This window comes from Pseudoalteromonas haloplanktis ATCC 14393 (assembly GCF_000238355.1).
GTDB lineage: Bacteria > Pseudomonadota > Gammaproteobacteria > Enterobacterales > Alteromonadaceae > Pseudoalteromonas > Pseudoalteromonas haloplanktis.
The window spans coordinates 245,054-263,150 of sequence record NZ_AHCA01000006.1; the positions used below are offsets into that span (position 1 = coordinate 245,054).

Annotated in this window: 13 protein-coding genes; 9 read left to right on the forward strand and 4 right to left on the reverse strand. The window is 41.0% G+C overall.

What is annotated here, in order from left to right; translation table 11 throughout:
• The 5 genes from PHAL_RS0113270 to PHAL_RS0113290 all read left to right on the forward strand — a co-directional run bounded on the left by PHAL_RS0113270 (position 1) and on the right by PHAL_RS0113290 (position 8,928).
• Positions 1 to 987 (forward strand): PilW family protein, encoded by a 987-nt coding sequence (locus tag PHAL_RS0113270; protein ID WP_016708907.1) that lies wholly within the window; start codon positions 1 to 3, stop codon positions 985 to 987.
• Positions 975 to 1,457, forward strand: a complete 483-nt coding sequence (locus PHAL_RS0113275; RefSeq protein WP_016708908.1) for a pilus assembly PilX family protein — start codon at positions 975 to 977, stop codon at positions 1,455 to 1,457. Before PHAL_RS0113270 ends, PHAL_RS0113275 begins: the two co-directional genes overlap by 13 nt.
• Positions 1,458 to 1,470: 13 nt before the next feature.
• Entirely contained in the window at positions 1,471 to 4,629 is a 3,159-nt protein-coding gene (locus PHAL_RS0113280) for a pilus assembly protein (protein ID WP_029216150.1), read from the forward strand.
• 535 nt (positions 4,630 to 5,164) lie between these two features.
• Complete coding sequence (locus PHAL_RS0113285; protein ID WP_016708910.1) at positions 5,165 to 8,317, forward strand: pilus assembly protein; 3,153 nt, start codon at positions 5,165 to 5,167, stop codon at positions 8,315 to 8,317.
• Positions 8,318 to 8,502: 185 nt separating this feature from the next.
• The gene (locus PHAL_RS0113290) at positions 8,503 to 8,928 is read left to right on the forward strand and encodes a type IV pilin protein (RefSeq protein WP_016708911.1); all 426 of its coding nucleotides are present in this window, start codon (positions 8,503 to 8,505) and stop codon (positions 8,926 to 8,928) included.
• A gap of 15 nt (positions 8,929 to 8,943) precedes the next feature.
• On the opposite strand, the gene PHAL_RS0113295 is transcribed toward PHAL_RS0113290, so the two are convergent.
• Positions 8,944 to 9,480, reverse strand: coding sequence for a GspH/FimT family pseudopilin (locus tag PHAL_RS0113295; protein ID WP_016708912.1), 537 nt, complete (start codon positions 9,478 to 9,480; stop codon positions 8,944 to 8,946).
• Positions 9,481 to 9,554: 74 nt separating this feature from the next.
• A complete protein-coding gene (locus tag PHAL_RS0113300; RefSeq protein WP_016708913.1) occupies positions 9,555 to 10,100 on the reverse strand; it encodes a GspH/FimT family pseudopilin in 546 nt (181 codons plus the stop codon).
• A gap of 194 nt (positions 10,101 to 10,294) precedes the next feature.
• On the opposite strand from PHAL_RS0113300, the gene glnB reads away from it, so the two are divergent.
• Positions 10,295 to 10,633, forward strand: a complete 339-nt coding sequence (gene glnB / locus PHAL_RS0113305; RefSeq protein ID WP_016708914.1) for a nitrogen regulatory protein P-II — start codon at positions 10,295 to 10,297, stop codon at positions 10,631 to 10,633.
• 295 nt (positions 10,634 to 10,928) lie between these two features.
• On the opposite strand, the gene PHAL_RS0113310 is transcribed toward glnB, so the two are convergent.
• Positions 10,929 to 11,690 (reverse strand): outer membrane protein assembly factor BamD, encoded by a 762-nt coding sequence (locus PHAL_RS0113310; RefSeq protein ID WP_016708915.1) that lies wholly within the window; start codon positions 11,688 to 11,690, stop codon positions 10,929 to 10,931.
• Between the two features lie 141 nt (positions 11,691 to 11,831).
• Between PHAL_RS0113310 and rluD the strand changes: the two genes are divergently transcribed.
• From rluD to clpB, 3 genes are all read left to right on the forward strand, one after another.
• Positions 11,832 to 12,809: a 23S rRNA pseudouridine(1911/1915/1917) synthase RluD gene (gene rluD, locus PHAL_RS0113315; RefSeq protein WP_016708916.1), complete on the forward strand. Its 978-nt coding sequence runs from the start codon at positions 11,832 to 11,834 to the stop codon at positions 12,807 to 12,809.
• Positions 12,809 to 13,537, forward strand: coding sequence for a peptidoglycan editing factor PgeF (gene pgeF, locus PHAL_RS0113320; RefSeq protein WP_029216152.1), 729 nt, complete (start codon positions 12,809 to 12,811; stop codon positions 13,535 to 13,537). Before rluD ends, pgeF begins: the two co-directional genes overlap by 1 nt.
• Before the next feature lie 96 nt (positions 13,538 to 13,633).
• Entirely contained in the window at positions 13,634 to 16,210 is a 2,577-nt protein-coding gene (clpB, locus tag PHAL_RS0113325) for an ATP-dependent chaperone ClpB (protein ID WP_016708919.1), read from the forward strand.
• 62 nt (positions 16,211 to 16,272) lie between these two features.
• Here clpB and PHAL_RS0113330 read toward each other — a convergent pair whose 3' ends face one another.
• Positions 16,273 to 17,820 carry a methyl-accepting chemotaxis protein gene (locus PHAL_RS0113330; RefSeq protein WP_016708920.1) on the reverse strand — a complete coding sequence of 516 codons (1,548 nt, stop codon included), beginning with the start codon at positions 17,818 to 17,820 and terminating at the stop codon, positions 16,273 to 16,275.
• Positions 17,821 to 18,097: the final 277 nt, after the last annotated feature.

Sequence of the window (18,097 nt, forward strand, 5' to 3'; positions counted from 1 at the left end):
ATGAAGCAGCAAGGTTTCACTTTAGTGGAAATGATGGTGGCGTTATTTATTGGTGGTTTAGTACTTGGTGGCGTGATGTTTACTTACATCAGTATGAAAGTGACCACCAGAGATACCATGACGATTGGGGAGCTACAAGAAACAGGTCGTTTGGCGTTAAATATTATGCAACGTGATATCGAACAAGTTGGTTTTTGGGGCACTTTTTATGAAGACTCATTTTCCCAAGAAAACACTGATACATTACCAAACCCAGCACCAGATTGTACTGCAGGTTTAAATAATGGCAGTTTTCCCGTTTTTAACGCAAACAGTAACTTTCGTTCAATATATGCAATTGAGTCCACAGGTGGTGCTCAGCTTAATTGTATCCCCAATGCACAAGATGATACCGATATCTTACAGGTTAAATTTTTAGAAGGTTTACAAATTAACCCTGCCGATAGCGATACAGATAATTACTATTTTATCGCCGAACAAGAGCAAGCTGAATTTCGCAAAGGACCAATCGCAGCGGCTTCAATTAATGGTAACGCGACGGTTTGGCGTTATCGCCATCATGTTTATTATATTGACAAGAGAAGTTACAAGCTTAATGAGAAAAACGTGAGTGTTCCGGTATTGATGCGTCGCCGACTAGCACCAAGTGGTGAGATGATCGCTGAAACAATTATGGAAGGTGTTGAAAACATGCGTTTTCTATTTGGTTTAGATACCAATAATGATAGCCGAGTGGATACTTATCGAAGCGTTAATAATATGACAGCAACAGATTGGGAAAATCGTCGTGGGATATTAACCGTACAAGTTTTCATTTTAGTGCGGGCATTGCAAGAAGATGCTGATCTAAATCAGTTAAATCAAACCTACACACTAGGTGAAGATGCAAACCAGCGTGTTTTAGAGTTTAACGATAAGTTTCGTCGTGCATTATTTACCACCACGATCCGCTTAAATAATGTAGGAGCAAATTTATGGCGCATTTAAAATTAGCCTCAAAACAACAGGGTGTAGTACTTATCGTGGCACTGATCATGGTCGTTGCTGTAACAGGAATTGCAGTGACACTGATGAGTAGCAGTAGTGTTGATATGAAAATTACCAATGCTGCATTTGAGCGAGAAGAAGCTGAGAACGCCCTTATGGGGGATGTACAGCAAATTATTGCCACTGAAGCTAATAAAGGTGGTACAAGTCATTTTTTATATACTCGAGCACAAATACCTAATGGTGAAATAGCGTTAGCCAAAGTGGATGAAACGGTCAGTACTATGAGTAATTTGAATAGCGGCGCACTGGATTTACCGTGTCCACGGAAGTTTAATTTTACTGCGGGGATTTCATGCAATATGGTGCAAGTAAATAGCACTATAACGTACGGTTCAAAAAGTAAACATACCATTACCGTAACGTCAGGCATTGCTCAAGAAATGGCAAGCTTGAACACGGGTGGGTAAGTGAGTAAAGATGATGAAATTTAAAAAATTAGTAGTAAGTATTTTACTCGGTAGTACCGTGCTTTTGAGTATGCCCGGTTATGCTGAAGATATTGAACTTTATGTAAATCATAATGTAGAACTTGATGAAAGGCCGCGGGTATTAATAATCTTTGATACTTCCGGCAGTATGGCTTTTTCTACTAGTAGTGGACGTGATTGCGGATTTAGAAATGGTTTGTATCAACTGTGTAGTGACAGCCGTTTAGGCATTGCGCGAAATGCAATGAGCCAGTTGGTTGATGAAAATGAAGATATCGATTTTGGCTTAATGCGTTTTAATGGTACCAGTGGTGGTTATGTGCTGTCAGGCATTGGTTCGTCAACTTCGACAATAAAAACAACCATTGCAAACTTACCTGCAGATGGCGGAACACCTTTGACAGAAACATTGTGGGAAGCTTACCTGTATATCACTGGTAGAGATGTATATTTTGGGAAAAATGTTAGTACGCTACAAAGAGATACTAGTATAGAAAGTGTTAAGGTCACTGGTAACTGGTGGAATCCTAGATATAACTATACGTATATCTCCCCTTTTGATGATAGTACCGAGGAAGCAAAACGGTGTGATAACTCGGTCAATATTATTTTTATGACAGATGGAGATCCCTCTGGTAATGGTGCTGATAGTGATGCTGATAATGCCATTAGCGCACTTCATCAACAGTATTTCGGTAGTCCTCTGGTGATGAGAAATGACGGTATTAATGGTAACTATCTTCATCAACTAGCTAAAGTAATTCATGGTGTAGATGCCGATAAAAAGGCAGGTATTGAGGAAGTTATCGTTGACTTATACCCGCAAACTCCAGATATTCACGAAACGGGCCGCGTTTATACTATCGGCTTTGGTTCGGGAATGAGTAGTTCAGGTAAAAGACTATTAGAAGAGACTGCGAAACTCGGTGGAGGTCAGTACGAACATGCAGATACAGCAGAGCAATTGTCCGCGGCATTTAAGAAGTTCGTCACAAATATTCGAGAAGTAAATGATACTTTTACTTCCCCTTCTATAGCGAGTAATAATGTAGATCAAACACGTAGTCGTGAATCAATTTATTATGCCATGTTCTATCCCGAAACGGGCGCTCGTTGGCGAGGAAATTTAAAAAAATTAAAAGTCTCTGGTACAGAGATTGTTGATGCTAAAAGTAATCCTGCACTTAATGATGATGGGTTGATCAAATCAACGGCACATACCTTTTGGCTACCCCCTAACACCGCAGCAGATGGTAACTCGGTGGAAAGCGGCGGTGTTAATTTACACCTCACTCTTTTAGCTGAACGAACGGTTTACACTGACTCACCTCAAGGAAGCTTGATTGAATTTAAAAGCTCAATTTTACAGACCGCATTAGGGGGGCTTACTAAGCTTGCCACAAGTTTTGGTACGAATATAACCAATGTAGGTACTACAATTGATTGGGCACGTGGTGTTGATGTAGATGACGAAGATAAAGATGGTTCAACCCGTGATCAGCGTCAGGACATTTTTGGGGATCCATTACATTCAAAACCAGTAACGATTGATTATGGTAATGATGACGTACGCATCTTGATTGGGACTAATGCAGGATTTTTGCATATGTTCCAAGATAAAGGTGATGCTGTTAGTGAAACATGGTCATTTATTCCAAGTAGCTTATATAAAATTTTAACTCCTTTACGTGAAAATCAAGCTGATACCAAAGTGTATGGTGTTGATGGGCCAATAACAGTGTTTTTTGATGATGCAGACCGTGATGGTGTTGTTGAATCAGGTGATCGTGTATGGGCATTCTTTGGTATGCGCCGTGGTGGTGATCAGTATTATGCTCTAGATATCACGAACCCTGATGCGCCGAGGTTAATGTGGACAATACAAGGCGGTAGTGGAGTCTATAAAGAGTTAGCGCAAACATGGTCAGCACCTACGGTGTCTTACATTAAAGGAAAAGATGATCCTGTATTGATTTTTGGTGCAGGTTTCGACACTAATAAAGATAATGTGTCGCTCAGTAATGATAGAAAAGGACGAGGTATATATATTGTAAATGCCTCAGATGGTAAGTTAGTGTGGGAGCTAACACCTGACACTGGTTTTAAAGGTAAGCACAGTATTGCGGCAACTGTTTCAATACTTGACTCTGATTACGATGGTTACATAGATCGCTTATATGCGACAGATACCGCAGGTAGTGTGTGGCGAGTTGATATGCCTAGCGCAAGTCCTACAGATAGTGAAAGTCCCTGGACTCATTTTGAATTAGCAAAATTGGGTGGCACTGCGGCTAGTCAAGATAGACGCTTTTTTTATAAGCCTGTAGTCGCACGTACTATGTTTAGTAAAGTAACCAGTACTACGGACAATAATAAAACATCTATAACGCGCCAAGATACTCCTTTTGACGCGATATTAATAGGCAGTGGTAATCGGCCAAAGCCAACATCGACTGTTGTCCAAGATCAACTTTATATGATCCGTGATATCAACACTGTAACTAAGTCATTTGTGGGGGATGACATACCAGTGGCTATTACACCAAGCGATCTTATGAATGTGGATAATGACCCATTTGCGAACGCACTTGATGATATAGATGAGTTCACTAAAGCCGAAGTAACATTAAGCAAGGCCAGTGGCTGGTACTATGACCTAGCGGGCAGTGGTGAGAAATCACTTGCAGCAGCAACCGTCGTGGGCGGGGTCGCTTACTATACTAGTTTTACACCGGCCTCTGAAGATGCCACGATTAATCAATGTTCTTTAAGTGGTGGAAGTGGTGGGTTATATGCGTTCCATTTGCATTATGGTAGTAAAGTGTATGATCAACTACGCTATGTGACGAGCAATGATGTACCAGATACGCCACAACTTTATTTTGGTAGCACAGAAACGTGTGATGACGATGACTGTAATGAGCAAAGCCAGTTTTTATTACTTGGACCAGGCATTAAGAAAACACAAGCGACGGAAACTGAACTGAGTGCGAAAAACCCATTTGTGCCAAAAGAGATCCTCGGTCCAGGTATTTCGTTTGATGAGGATGGTAAAATCAAGCTTGTTAGTGATGCAGTACCTATTGGCTTTGGTTTTAAAACGCAACAAACATTTATTTATAAGCGAGAGGTCAACGATAACCAAAAATAATAGTGAAACGTGTCTGTTGGCAAATGATAAAACAGAACGCCATGGCTTCACTCGGGTTTTAATTGAACTACTAGGCAAAATATGAGTTTGTAATCACATCAAACTTAGGCAGCTAAGTTTAATTTTGCCGCAATTGTACACTGTTATCAGGCTCAGTTTTTATAAAACTGGGTCTGATATATTTCTTTAACCCAGTTTGTGGCATGAAACCTACCTATATCTTACAGTTTTTATCGAATACTCCTTTATAATTTTTTACGCACTGCGTGGCTTATAACGGCTCCTATCAATTACCACTTCCTCCTTAAAACTCAATATAAAAACACGAATTAAAGCACGCTCTAATATTCTAATCTAATCAATTGGATGTAGTTAAAAAGGGTTGGTTTGGTTGTTTTTCATACGTTTTTATCACTATTTTATCTTGTTAAAGCCAGAATTTATGCTGTACTAAAGTAGTACTCATTAAGGATGTTGACCGTCTTCTGTATGGGTATTCATCTGGCAGACTCTCAAATGGATAGGGGTGATCACTATGATTCAATTCACTCATGGGTTTAGAGCATTACTTTTAGGTACTGTGCTTTTTGCTACAAGTCAATTTTGCGTGGCAGAGGATATTGAACTTTATCATTTAGAAAATAATGATAAACCACGAGTGTTATTAGTATTTGATAACTCACTCAGTATGGCGTTATCTATTAATAGTAATAAACAATGTAAGGGCCTGTTAGGGGTCATTAAGTTATGTCCAGAGACACGGTTATCTGCAGCAAAAAAAGCGATGAAAAAGCTAATAAATGATAATCCAGATGTGGATTTTGCACTGATAAAATCGAACGGGCCGCTAAATTTAGATTTAAGTAACATACTTAACTTAGGAGGGGTATTAGGCTCTGCAGGAGGTTATGTCGCTCATGGGTTTGGCTCTGATCATAATGATATTATTGAGACTATTGATGATTGGGGGTTACTCTCTCTGGTTAACTTAAGTCCAGCTACAGAAATGTTACATGAAGCTATGCTTTACTTACATGGTCAACGAGTAGGGTATGACCACCTTAACCTGTTAAACCTAATTGATCTTAGAATTCAAAAGCAAGGGCAGTATATTTCTCCTTTCGAGTTGTTAAGTGATACCGCAGTACGCTGCGAAAGTCGTGTGAATGTTGTACTAATAACAGATGGAGTGTCACTAACAGAAAGTCTGCCATTATTAGAAAACAGCCGTGAAAATGATATAAAACAGCTACATCAGTCTATGTATGGCTATTCAGCTGAGAAATTTAATAATACCTATTTGCCAATAGTGGCTAAGCTTTTACATGGGCAAGGTATTGATAATTATGATGTCTATCCAGAAACTAACGAGAGAGATTTCGTTAATGTACATATTGTTGGGTTTGGGCGAGGAATGCCTCGTTATGCAGAGCAAGTATTAATGGAAACCGCAAAACAAGGTGGAGGGCAGTATTTTTTAGCTGAGTCTATTGATGAGCTAAATCATGCGTTTACCGCGACTATGAAAACAGTTCGCAAAGTGGATGCTAGTTTTACTTCCCCCGCGATTGTCGCAAATGGCGCTGATAGAACGCGTCATTTAGATAGTATTTATTTAACAATGTTTAAACCTGATTTAGGCCCTCGCTGGCAAGGTAATCTTAAAAAGTTACAAGTGTCTGGGGCAGAAATTGTCGATGCTACAGGAAAAGCGGCATTGGATGATGAAGGGAAAATCAGCCAAAATAGTCGTACTTTTTGGTTACCGACATCACACTCTAATGATGGATCAGACTTACAAGCTGGAGGCGTCAATTATTGGTTATCGCAATTTACACAAAGAGCGATTTATACAGACTCTGCAGCTGGTTTATTACCTTTTACATTTTCAGCGTTACAAGGGCAATTAGATGAACTTGATGAGTTATTTAATGAATCTCCCGAGCAAGTTGAAGCAACAATTAACTGGGCGAGGGGCATTGATGTAGACGATGAAAATAACAACAATGATCGAGCTGAAACTCGCGCTAATATTTTTGGTGATCCCCTTCATTCAAAACCAGTTGCTATTGATTATGGAAATGGTGATGTAAGAATTCTTATTGGTACAAATGCTGGTTTTTTGCATATGTTTCAAGATAAGGGGGGAGTATTATCAGAAAGTTGGGCTTTTATTCCTCGTAGCTTGTATCGCATTCTTAAGCCGCTTAGAGAAAATCAAGCAAATAACAAAGTCTATGGTGTTGATGGCCCTATCAGCCTATTTATAGATGACAAGAATAGCAATGGAATCATAAATGAGGGTGATAGAGTATGGGCATTCTTTGGATTGCGCCGAGGTGGTCGGGATTATTATGGACTCGATATCTCTGTGCCCAATTCACCTAAGTTGCTTTGGAGTCACCCTATCCAAGGAGGGAGTGGTGCTTTTAAAGAATTAGGCCAAACATGGTCAAAGCCAGTTGTAACCTATATCAAACTAGCAGGCTTTGAGGATAAGCCCGTACTGATTTTTGCTGCGGGTTACGATACAAATAAAGACCAAGAGTATGCAGCTTCCGATAGCCAAGGACGAGGGGTTTATATTGTTGATGCGAGTACGGGTGAAAAAGTGTGGTCATTAACACCTGAGAATGGCTTTAAAGGTGTAGATAGTATTGCTGCTGATGTAGCTACTTTTGATGCAAACTATGATGGTTATATAGATCGTCTCTATGTAGCAGATACTGGAGGGAATATATGGCGTGTAGATATGCCTGACACGAACTATTGGACACACTATAAATTAGCGGAGCTTAGTGGTAACCGAGCGACTCAAAAGCGACGGTTCTTAACTCAGACTATGGTTGCTCGAACTTCATTTAGTCGACTTAGTCGTGTGTTTTATAGCGGTAAAATGATCAATGTACGTGAAAATACCCCCTTTGATGCCGTATTAATTGGCAGTGGTGATCGTGCTGCCGCAACATCGACAAATACACAAGATCAACTTTATATGATCCGCGATATAAATACTGTAACAGGGAAATTCCCCAATGGCTTACCTGAACCAATCAAAATAAATGATTTAATGGATATTAGTTCTGATCCTTTTTCAGCTAAGCTTGATGATCTAGATGGCTTTAACCTACTTGAAATGGAGCTGAGCAGTTTTAAAGGTTGGTACTATAATTTACCTAGTTTAGGGGAGAAGTCTTTGGCTGCGGCAACTGTTGTCGGTGGTGTAGCGTATTTTACCAGTTATACACCAGCGGCTACGGACACACAGCTGCAATGTGTAAATAACACAGGTCACGGGGCTATGTATGCGTTTCACTTACACTACGGTACTAAAGTTTATGATCAACTGGCTTATTTAACACACCAAGAAATACCTGATACACCACAGCTCTTTTTTGGTTCAATGGATCAATGTGTCGATGAAAATAATGATCAACTCTGTGACGACACAATGGAGCCGATAATAAAGAAAAGCCAGTTTTTGCTTTTGGGGCCATGGTTAAATACCACTCAAGGTGGTACTGAGTTACAGGCGAGTAAGGCGTTTATACCGCAAGAGCTTTTAGGGCCTGAGCTTAGTTTTGATGAGGATGGACATATAAAATTAGTAAATGACACCCAAGGACAAGCTTTTGGTTTTAAATTGCAGCAAACTTATGTGTATAGACAAGATATAATTTCTCATTAATTAAAAATCCGGGCTGAAACTATGGCTATATTCCTCCCCATAGCTAGGTTAATTTAATACTATGAACTGCATACATTAAGCGAGCGAGTAATTGCATTCACTCGCATACGGACCTATGATAGTGAATAAATATGGTTGCGGCGTATTGCTATGCTATGACCAACCAGAAATAAAGTGAGAAACAGATGGCGCGTATCATAAACACACACAAAAACGGTTTTACCTTGATAGAGTTAATGATCACGGTAGCAATACTTGGCATCATCGCTTCTATTGCTCTGCCAAGCTATTTTGAACATGTGAAAAGGACTGCACGTACTGAAGCGATTACAGCTTTACTTGATGCGGCTAATAAACAAGAGCAGTTTTTTGTTGATAATCGTACTTATACAAGTAACTTGGCCAACCTAAATGTAGTTTCACCAACCGAACATGGTTTTTATACGCTTTCGGCTATCGTTGATAACGATGCTGGAACATTTAAAATTACTGCCACACCAGTGGCTGGTCCTGTTTTACAAGATGATGAATGTACGTCATTGACTATTGATGATACAGGGCTCAAAACGGCTAAAGGGAAAGCCGATGCGAGTAAGTGTTGGGGCAAATAATTGCTCAGGCACATGTTAGTTAGTTTGGCATTGCTCAGTGTCTTTTAATGTTGTTTTTCCTGTTGTACTGACTGAAATGGCAATACCAGCTAATTCAGCTGATTTATATTCGGCGCAATACACAAACGTGCCATTATCAAATCCTCTAGGTGTACCGTCAGGTCTATAGGTCACTGCGTCACGTGGGTAAGTAAGCATATCAGATTCATTGATTGCCTCTGTGACTAAAATGACAGTGTCATTATCACCAAATACACCTACTTCATCCTTATCAACAAAGACAGTAAGGCCTTGATGCCAGCGACTGCTATCACAAACCGATGACGCTAAGCTACATACTGTGATCTGGCTATTTAAAGAAATTGCATTAGTGCGGGCTAAACTCAATGTTCTTTTTATAAGGTGGCCATAGTTTTCAAGACGAATTTGTGCAAAAAAAGGGTGTAGATGAAAAAGAGCAAGGTTAGCTAAGATAGCGAGAATACTCACTATCACCATTATTTCGATAAGTGTCGTACCAGAGTGTGGGCTAGATAGGGTTGTTTTTCTCATCCGTGAGAGCTCGTAGGTGGTATTTCTTTTAATGGTAGTTGAGCTAGGTGTAGTTGCAAGTTGTTAACTGGGATTTAGTCACAGGTATTTGTGGTATCTCCGAAGTATAATGCGGTGCCAGATACGCTCACTTCCATTTCTTTGTTGTTTTCATTATCTTTATTTGGGCAGTAAACGAATGTACCGGGGTTTGTGGTGATACGACCACTGGCATCAAAAATTAATGACGAATCACCAGTGAATTTTAATTTACTGGTTTCTGGAATTTCTGCCATTACTCTGAGTATTATGTCTCCTCTGCGTGGGTTATGAACGCCATTACTATTACTATCATGAAAGACGACTATCGAACCCTCACTCCAGTCATCTAAGCAAGTTACTTTTTGATCATTTTCGATTCTGGAGGTTTCACCACTACACACTACAATGAGTGAATCGGTACTGGTTGCTTTTGCACGTGCAAAGCTGATGTTACGCTTTAACTCTAATAAATAGTTCTCGGCGCGATTATTCTCCAACATATCACTGCTATTCCAAATAGCTATTAAGGCTACAATCCCAACGATGGCAATAGTGACCATCAACTCAAGTAATGTAAAGCCATGTTGTTGTTTTTTCATGTTTACCTCTGATACAGGGTTGGCGCGGATTTAATAGCGCTTTATATCACTTAATCGTAAGTGTAGTTGTTTCTATTGGAACAATCATACCATTGTTGATGGTTAAATCACCGTAATTCAATTGCTTTGTTTGCTATGGGCTGCAGGATTGTCTAGAATCGACCCAATCGGGTATATAAGAGCAGCAACTAACAATGAAAAAAATCGAAGCAATAATTAAACCATTTAAACTTGATGATGTACGTGAAGCGCTTTCAGAAGTCGGTATTACGGGGATGACTGTCAGTGAAGTAAAAGGTTTTGGTCGCCAAAAGGGGCATACTGAACTTTATCGCGGCGCCGAGTATATGGTTGATTTTTTACCGAAAGTCAAACTTGATATTGTGCTTGGTGATGACGATGTTGACCGTGCAATTGAGGTTATCGTCAAAACAGCACAAACCGGTAAAATTGGTGATGGTAAGATTTTTGTTACCGACGTTGAGCGTGTGGTACGTATTCGTACGGCAGAAGAAGACGAAGACGCGATTTAATACCAATCGACTTAAATATTTAACCATTCTAGCGGGCTAAATAAAGCGCTAACTGCGTTATAAATTTTTCATGTACGACTGCATGGATGCAGGAGGTAGAGCAATGCAGGAGCAATTGCCGAGAACAACCACATGTCAAAATTTATGCCTTGTTATCACTCCATTTATCTGTCGCTATAAATGGTCAGTAACTTAACACGATTGGTATAATTTCTTATCTAAAATTAAAAAATCGATGCATTAAAAAAGGCGCTACTTATAAAACATAAGTAGCGCCTTTTTGTATTTTTAGAATTTACTTGCGTTTATTCTGTTCGCGGGTAAGCCTAGCGTGTTCGCTTAATTCAGGTAAACCTAGCTTAGTGTAGCTTTTTTCCATCATTTCTAGTGCTTCATCTAAATAACTACTTTGTGAATAATGCTCAACAACATATTTTCCGCGATTAGCTGCAGCTAAATAAGCTTCACGCTCATAGTAATAATCAGCAACTTTTAGTTCGTAACGGGCCATTTTGTTAAGTAACCACACTAAACGTCTTTTAGCTTCAGGAGCATAGCCGCTATCTGGAAAGCGGTTGACTAAGGTTGATAAATCAGTAAAGGCTACCCGAGTACGATTAGCATCGCGGTCTGCTCGGTCAACACCAAAATATTCCTGAAAGGCATTTTCATCAGCTTTGATATTCACTAAACCACGCATGTAGTACATATAGTCTAAATCTTTGTGGTTTGGGTTTAAGCGGATGAAACGGTCAATGGTTGCTAATGCTTGCTCAGTATTACCAGCTTGGTAATGGGCGTATACTAGGTCCATTTGCACCTGCTTTGACATAGGGCCAAATGGGTAGCGCGAATCAATCGCACTTAAAAGCTCTATTGCTCGCGCATATAAGCCCGAATCAAGCGTTTTTTTAGCATCTTCATACAATGCTTGCGCTGATTTATTAGGAACGCGCTGGATATCTTCTTCATCAGGCGCTGACGAACATGCACCTAAACCAAGTAATGAAACTGTAAAAACAATGGCAAATGCACGTTTCCCTATTCTATTTATCATTTTATTTGTTACCTTCGATGTCTTCGGCTAGGCCAAGTGGGTAAAACCGAGTAAACTATGCTTATTATATAATGCTTTTATTAAAAGCGATTCTAACCCAGTCGAGCACAGCTTGCACTGGTAAATTGGGTAAAGTTACTAATGACAGAGCAAATTTCTCTTCAAGCCGATGTGCCAACTGAGTTAGGCGGTAAACGTCTAGACCAAGTATTAGCGCAATTGTTCCCGGATTATTCGCGTTCACGTATAAAAACGTGGATTTTAGATGATAAAATCACCGTCGATGGTGAAATTTTCAACACCCCAAGAGAAAAACTCTTTGGTGGTGAAGTTGTCAATGTTGAGACAAGTATTGAAGCACCACGTGAATACCTTGCACAAGATATCAAATTAAACATTGTTTATGAAGATGATGATATTTTAGTGATCAACAAGCCAATGGGATTAGTGGTACACCCGGGGGCAGGTAATCCTGATGGTACAGTGCTTAACGCCTTGCTACACCATTACCCTGATATCATTAATGTACCGCGTGCGGGTATTGTGCATCGCCTTGATAAAGACACCACAGGCTTAATGGTGGTTGCTAAAACGATTCAGGCACAAACGCACTTAGTTAAAGCACTGCAAAAGCGTGAAAATTTTACCCGTGAATATGAAGCAATTTGTAATGGCACCATGACCGCAGGTGGCATGGTTGAAAAGCCGATTGCTCGCCACCCTACACAACGTACTCACATGGCAGTGCATGAACAGGGCAAACCGGCAATTACGCATTTTCGTGTTGCTGAAAAATTCCGTGCTCATACGCGATTACGTCTGCGCCTCGAAACAGGGCGTACACATCAAATTCGTGTGCATATGGCCTATATTAATCACCCACTAATTGGCGATAAAGCCTATGGTGGGCGTCCGCGTCCTCCAAAAGGGGCGACACCAGAGTTATTCCAGATGTTACGTGAGTTTAATCGTCAAGCGCTTCACGCGGTTAAGTTAAGTATCGCGCACCCGATCACAGGTGAAATGATGACATGGCAAGCCCCAATACCTGATGACATGGTTGCTATGACTCACGTACTTCGTGAAGATACCAAAGCCAACCCAAATATTGATTTTTAATTGCTATGCTAACGCCTACATGGAACGCACCGGCTAACATTGGTGCACTCAGTACCACGCGAACAGGGGGGAGCTCTGTTGCACCTTTTGCGAGTTTGAATTTGGGGCTACATGTAGGCGATGATGAACAGGCGGTACTCGCAAACCGCGATCACTTAGCTCAGTATTTGCCTCAACCTCCAGTTTGGTTGAATCAAGTACACAGCGCTGATGTGGTGGTCGTTGATGCGCGATTTACTGCTGAGCTAATTAATGCTGACGCACTTTATACGCAATTACCAAATCGACCATTAGCAATTATGACTGCTGACTGTCTGCCAGTATTACTGACTTCAACATGCGGTACTGAAGTCGCGGCTATTCATGGTGGGTGGCGAGGCCTCAACTTGGGTATTATTGCCAATACTCTCGCGCACTTTAATGCGCCTGCGGAGCAAGTTATAGCTTGGCTGGGGCCTGCTATTGGCGCACAAAAGTTTGAAGTGGGCGCTGAGGTGAAAATGGCATTTTGTGAGCAATCACTTACTCACGCAGCCGCGTTTACAGCGTTATCGAATGGTAAATATTTAGCTGATATTTACGCCATTGCCCGTCACCAGCTTAATCAGTTAGGTGTCAAACATATCAGTGGGGGTGAATATTGTACTGTTAGCCAGCCTGAACAATTCTTTTCCTATCGTCGTGATGGTCAAACTGGACGTATGGCTTCTTTGATCTGGCGCAAGTAAGCGCAGAACAGGGGATTATATTTTCTTTTAAACCTTGATCAATTCTTCGAACATACCCATTAATTAAGCAATTAGTTTTTTTAATAGGTAACCCTTATGCGTTTAGATCGATTTACCAGTAAATTTCAATCTGCGCTCTCTGACGCTCAGTCATTAGCGCTTGGTCGCGACCATCAATTTATTGAGCCGGTACATTTAATGTACTCATTGCTACAGCAAAGTGGCTCAAGTGTCCGTGCGTTATTAGCACAAGCAGGTGTTAGTGCTGATGAACTTAACACTAAGTTGTCGCAAGAGATAGAAAAGCTGTTTAAAGTTGAAGGTGTTGGTGGCGACGTGCAGTTGTCAAATAACATGGTTTCACTAATTAATTTATGCGATAAGTACGCACAGAAGCGCAAAGATAAATATATCTCCAGTGAATTGTTTGTATTAGCCGCCTGTGAAGATAAAGGCCCATTAGGTGACATCTTCCGTGCTTTGAATGTGACCAGCACAAAAATTGAAGCGGCGATACACGCTATTCGCGGCGGTGAAAAAGTAGATGATCCCAATGCTGAAGAAACCCGCCAAGCACTTAAGAAGTTCACTATCGATTTAACGGAACGTGCAGAGCAGGGCAAGCTTGATCCTGTCATTGGTCGTGATGACGAAATTCGTCGTACGATCCAAGTATTACAACGGCGTACTAAAAATAATCCGGTGTTGATCGGTGAGCCTGGTGTGGGTAAAACCGCGATCGCCGAAGGGTTGGCGCAGCGTATTATAAATGGCGAAGTACCTGAAGGACTGAAAAATAAACGTGTGCTATCGCTGGATCTTGGAGCGCTGGTGGCAGGTGCTAAATACAGAGGTGAATTTGAAGAGCGCTTAAAAGCGGTGCTCAATGAGCTGGCCAAAGAAGAAGGCCAAGTGATTTTATTTATTGATGAAATTCATACTATGGTTGGTGCTGGTAAAAGTGATGGTGCAATGGATGCGGGTAATATGCTCAAGCCAGCCCTTGCCCGTGGTGAACTCCACTGTGTCGGTGCTACGACGTTAGATGAGTATCGTAAGTACATTGAAAAAGATGCTGCTTTAGAGCGTCGTTTTCAAAAAGTGCTCGTCGAAGAGCCATCAGTTGAAGATACCATCGCTATTTTACGTGGTTTAAAAGAGCGTTACGAGTTGCATCATTGTGTTGAGATCACCGATCCAGCTATTGTTGCAGCTGCGCATTTATCGCATCGCTATATCAGTGATCGTCAATTACCAGATAAAGCGATTGATCTCATTGATGAAGCGGGTTCGTCTATTCGCCTACAAATTGACTCAAAGCCTGAATCGCTAGATAAGTTAGAGCGCCGTATTATTCAGCTCAAACTCGAAGACAATGCATTAGCCAAAGAGAAAGACGACGCCAGTCAAAAGCGTCGTGCTGAAATGCAAGAGTTGATCACTGAACTTGAAGCTCAATATCGTGAGCTTGATGAAGTGTGGACAGCAGAAAAAGCCTCATTGCAAGGCACTCAGGTGATTAAAGCTGAGCTTGAACAGGCACGTTTGGACTTAGAAGTTGCTCGACGCGCCACAGACTTACAGCGTATGTCTGAGTTGCAATATGGTCGTATTCCTGATTTGGAACGTAAACTTGATCTTGCATCACAAGCCGAAATGCAAGAAATGAGCTTATTGAAAAACCAAGTAGGTGAAGATGAAATTGCAGAGATACTGTCACGTTGGACAGGTATTCCAGTATCGAGGATGCTGCAAGGAGAGCGTGAAAAACTACTGCAAATGGAAGAGCACCTACACCATAAAGTAATAGGCCAAGACGAAGCCGTTGTTGCAGTGGCCAATGCTATTCGCCGTTCACGCGCAGGACTTGCCGATCCCAACCGCCCAATTGGCTCGTTTTTATTCTTAGGCCCAACCGGGGTTGGTAAAACAGAGTTAACCAAGGCGCTTGCAAGCTATATGTTTGACACCGAAAGTGCCATGGTGCGAATTGATATGTCTGAGTTTATGGAAAAACATTCAGTGGCACGCTTAGTGGGCGCTCCTCCTGGTTATGTGGGTTACGAGGAAGGCGGTTATTTAACCGAGGCAGTTCGTCGTCGCCCTTATTCAGTGATATTGTTAGATGAAATAGAAAAAGCTCATCCTGATGTGTTTAATATTTTACTGCAAGTATTGGATGATGGCCGACTAACGGATGGACAAGGACGCACCGTTGACTTTAAAAACACGGTGATCATTATGACCTCAAACTTAGGCTCAGATATTATTCAAGAGCAAACGGGTAATAATGACTATGCAGCGTTAAAAGAAAAAGTCATGGGTGTATTGGTTAATGAATTTAGGCCAGAGTTTATCAACCGTATTGATGAAACGGTGGTATTCCATCCATTGGCGAATGAACATATTAAAGAGATTGCCGATATTCAATTGAGTAAATTGCGTGAGCGATTAACAGAAATGGGATATTTACTACAGATCAGTGATGCTGCTCTGGAGAAAATTGCCGCCAGTGGTTTTGATCCTGTTTATGGAGCGCGGCCATTGAAGCGTGCGATACAGCATACAATTGAAAATCCACTGTCGCAAAAATTGCTTGCAGGTGATTACAGTACCGGAGATATGATTGCTATTGATGCTGATGAAAATGGGCTAGTATTCTCATCACGTTAGTTCTAAGTTCGGCTTGAGCTTAACAATAAGCTCAAGCCAAATCTTGTTAGTACCGTAAATTATTAGATTTTAAAAGTCAGTAGAATATCATTTACTTTGCGTGACCCTTCAACCAAATGCGCTGCATCTTTTGCTACATTAAAGCTCAACGTTAAATTTTCGTCACTGTAACTTTTTATATGTGTGATATTGCTGCCGATCTCGGTGCTGACAGCTTGTTGTTGCTCAGCTGCTGCCGATATCTGCGTAGCAAGCTGTGATATTTCAGTAATTTGAGTAAAAATACTGTCTAGCTCTATCTGGGTATGGCCTGTTGTATTTACACATTCATCAGCTTGTGCTTTGGTATTTTTCATCACCGTTGACCAGCTAAACAAGGTATCCTGAATTTCTTTTATTGAACTGTGGATCTGTGCTGTTGCACGTTGAGTCCGCGATGATAAAGCCCGTACTTCATCAGCAACTACAGCAAAACCACGACCATGTTCGCCCGCTCTTGCAGCTTCTATGGCCGCATTGAGTGCCAGTAAGTTCGTTTGCTCGGCGATCCCTTCGATTTCAGTCATCACTTGGCCTATTTTATCCGCTTCAGTGGCAAGTGCTGTTGCTGTGGTTGCTGCTTGCTCAACTTGTAATGCAAGATCAGAGACCATAGCACTGTTATCTGCAATGTGAAGCTTAATGTCAGCGCAGCTCTGGTGAGTAATATTCACTTTTTCAGCGGTATGCTGAGTATTCCCTGATATTTCACCTATGGTTGCACTCATCTGCGACATTGCTGTGGCAATTTGACTTAGGCGTTGACCTTGCGCTGAAATACCCTTTTCAGTCAGAGTTGACTGTTGATCTAAGTTCGCTGCAATAGAGGTGAATGTAGACGTCGAATCTTTCACTCTTCCCAATACTGTACGAAGTTTAGCATTGAGCATTTGCTGGGTATATTCGCTAATACTAAATGGGTGATGGCCGACGTACACATAGCGAGATACAGAATCAAATTGTGCTTTTTGTTGTTTAAGTGCAGCAGGGGTAACAATTAATTCATCGAAGTTTAATAAAGCTATTAATAAACAAAACACACTAGCAATCAACGCCGCAGATACGGAAACAAACACGCCGAGTATTAATAAACCAACTAAAGCAATACAAACCGCAGCCCCTTGTCGCAGTGCTACTTGTTCGCGCCAAGATGAAAGAGATTTACCCGCATTGATTTTTGCATAAAGACGTTGTGCTTGTTGTTTTTGCTGTTCGCTGGGTTTTGTGCGCACGGATTGATAACCAACGAGTTGGCCATGTTCAAAAATTGGTGTAACAAATGCATCAACCCAGTAGTAACGACCATCTTTACAAAGATTTTTAACCATGCCACGCCACGAGTGTCCTTGCTTGAGTTTTTCCCACAGCTCTTTAAATGCGGCTTTAGGCATATCAGGGTGGCGAACAATATTATGATTTTTACCAACGAGTTCTTCTAAACTGTAACCTGCAATAGTGCAAAACTCTTTGTTGGCGTAGGTGATTACTCCGCGCAAATCAGTTGTGGAGACGAGTTCCTGTTGTTGTGAAAAAGTCACTTCTTCGTTTAGTAATTGCTGACCCCGACGCATAGGTAGTCCTTGATACATACTTAATTGTTAGTTGTAATTATAAAGTTCATACAAATGTAAAGATAGCCGCAGCATAGTTATCGAGTACAAAACTAGTATTAAATAGCATTTTTATGATCTAAAACAAAGAAATGCGAGAAATCCTAATGAGCAATTTGATAATCGCTGAATAAATAAATAGATATCATCGGTCTAGTCCCATGAATTGAGTATTGCTAGCTGCAGTTACAGGCAATAAAATCGCATCACTGTCGTGCAATTAAAGCAATTGTATATT

Bases quoted from the DNA above. Each gene is read 5' to 3' on its own strand.
- PHAL_RS0113270 (WP_016708907.1), top strand. From the start codon at position 1: ATGAAGCAGCAAGGTTTCACTTTAGTGGAAATGATGGTGGCGTTATTT.
- PHAL_RS0113275 (WP_016708908.1), top strand. From the start codon at position 975: ATGGCGCATTTAAAATTAGCCTCAAAACAACAGGGTGTAGTACTTATC.
- PHAL_RS0113280 (WP_029216150.1), top strand. From the start codon at position 1,471: ATGAAATTTAAAAAATTAGTAGTAAGTATTTTACTCGGTAGTACCGTG.
- PHAL_RS0113285 (WP_016708910.1), top strand. From the start codon at position 5,165: ATGATTCAATTCACTCATGGGTTTAGAGCATTACTTTTAGGTACTGTG.
- PHAL_RS0113290 (WP_016708911.1), top strand. From the start codon at position 8,503: ATGGCGCGTATCATAAACACACACAAAAACGGTTTTACCTTGATAGAG.
- PHAL_RS0113295 (WP_016708912.1), bottom strand. From the start codon at position 9,480: ATGAGAAAAACAACCCTATCTAGCCCACACTCTGGTACGACACTTATC.
- PHAL_RS0113300 (WP_016708913.1), bottom strand. From the start codon at position 10,100: ATGAAAAAACAACAACATGGCTTTACATTACTTGAGTTGATGGTCACT.
- glnB (WP_016708914.1), top strand. From the start codon at position 10,295: ATGAAAAAAATCGAAGCAATAATTAAACCATTTAAACTTGATGATGTA.
- PHAL_RS0113310 (WP_016708915.1), bottom strand. From the start codon at position 11,690: ATGATAAATAGAATAGGGAAACGTGCATTTGCCATTGTTTTTACAGTT.
- rluD (WP_016708916.1), top strand. From the start codon at position 11,832: ATGACAGAGCAAATTTCTCTTCAAGCCGATGTGCCAACTGAGTTAGGC.
- clpB (WP_016708919.1), top strand. From the start codon at position 13,634: ATGCGTTTAGATCGATTTACCAGTAAATTTCAATCTGCGCTCTCTGAC.
- PHAL_RS0113330 (WP_016708920.1), bottom strand. From the start codon at position 17,820: ATGCGTCGGGGTCAGCAATTACTAAACGAAGAAGTGACTTTTTCACAA.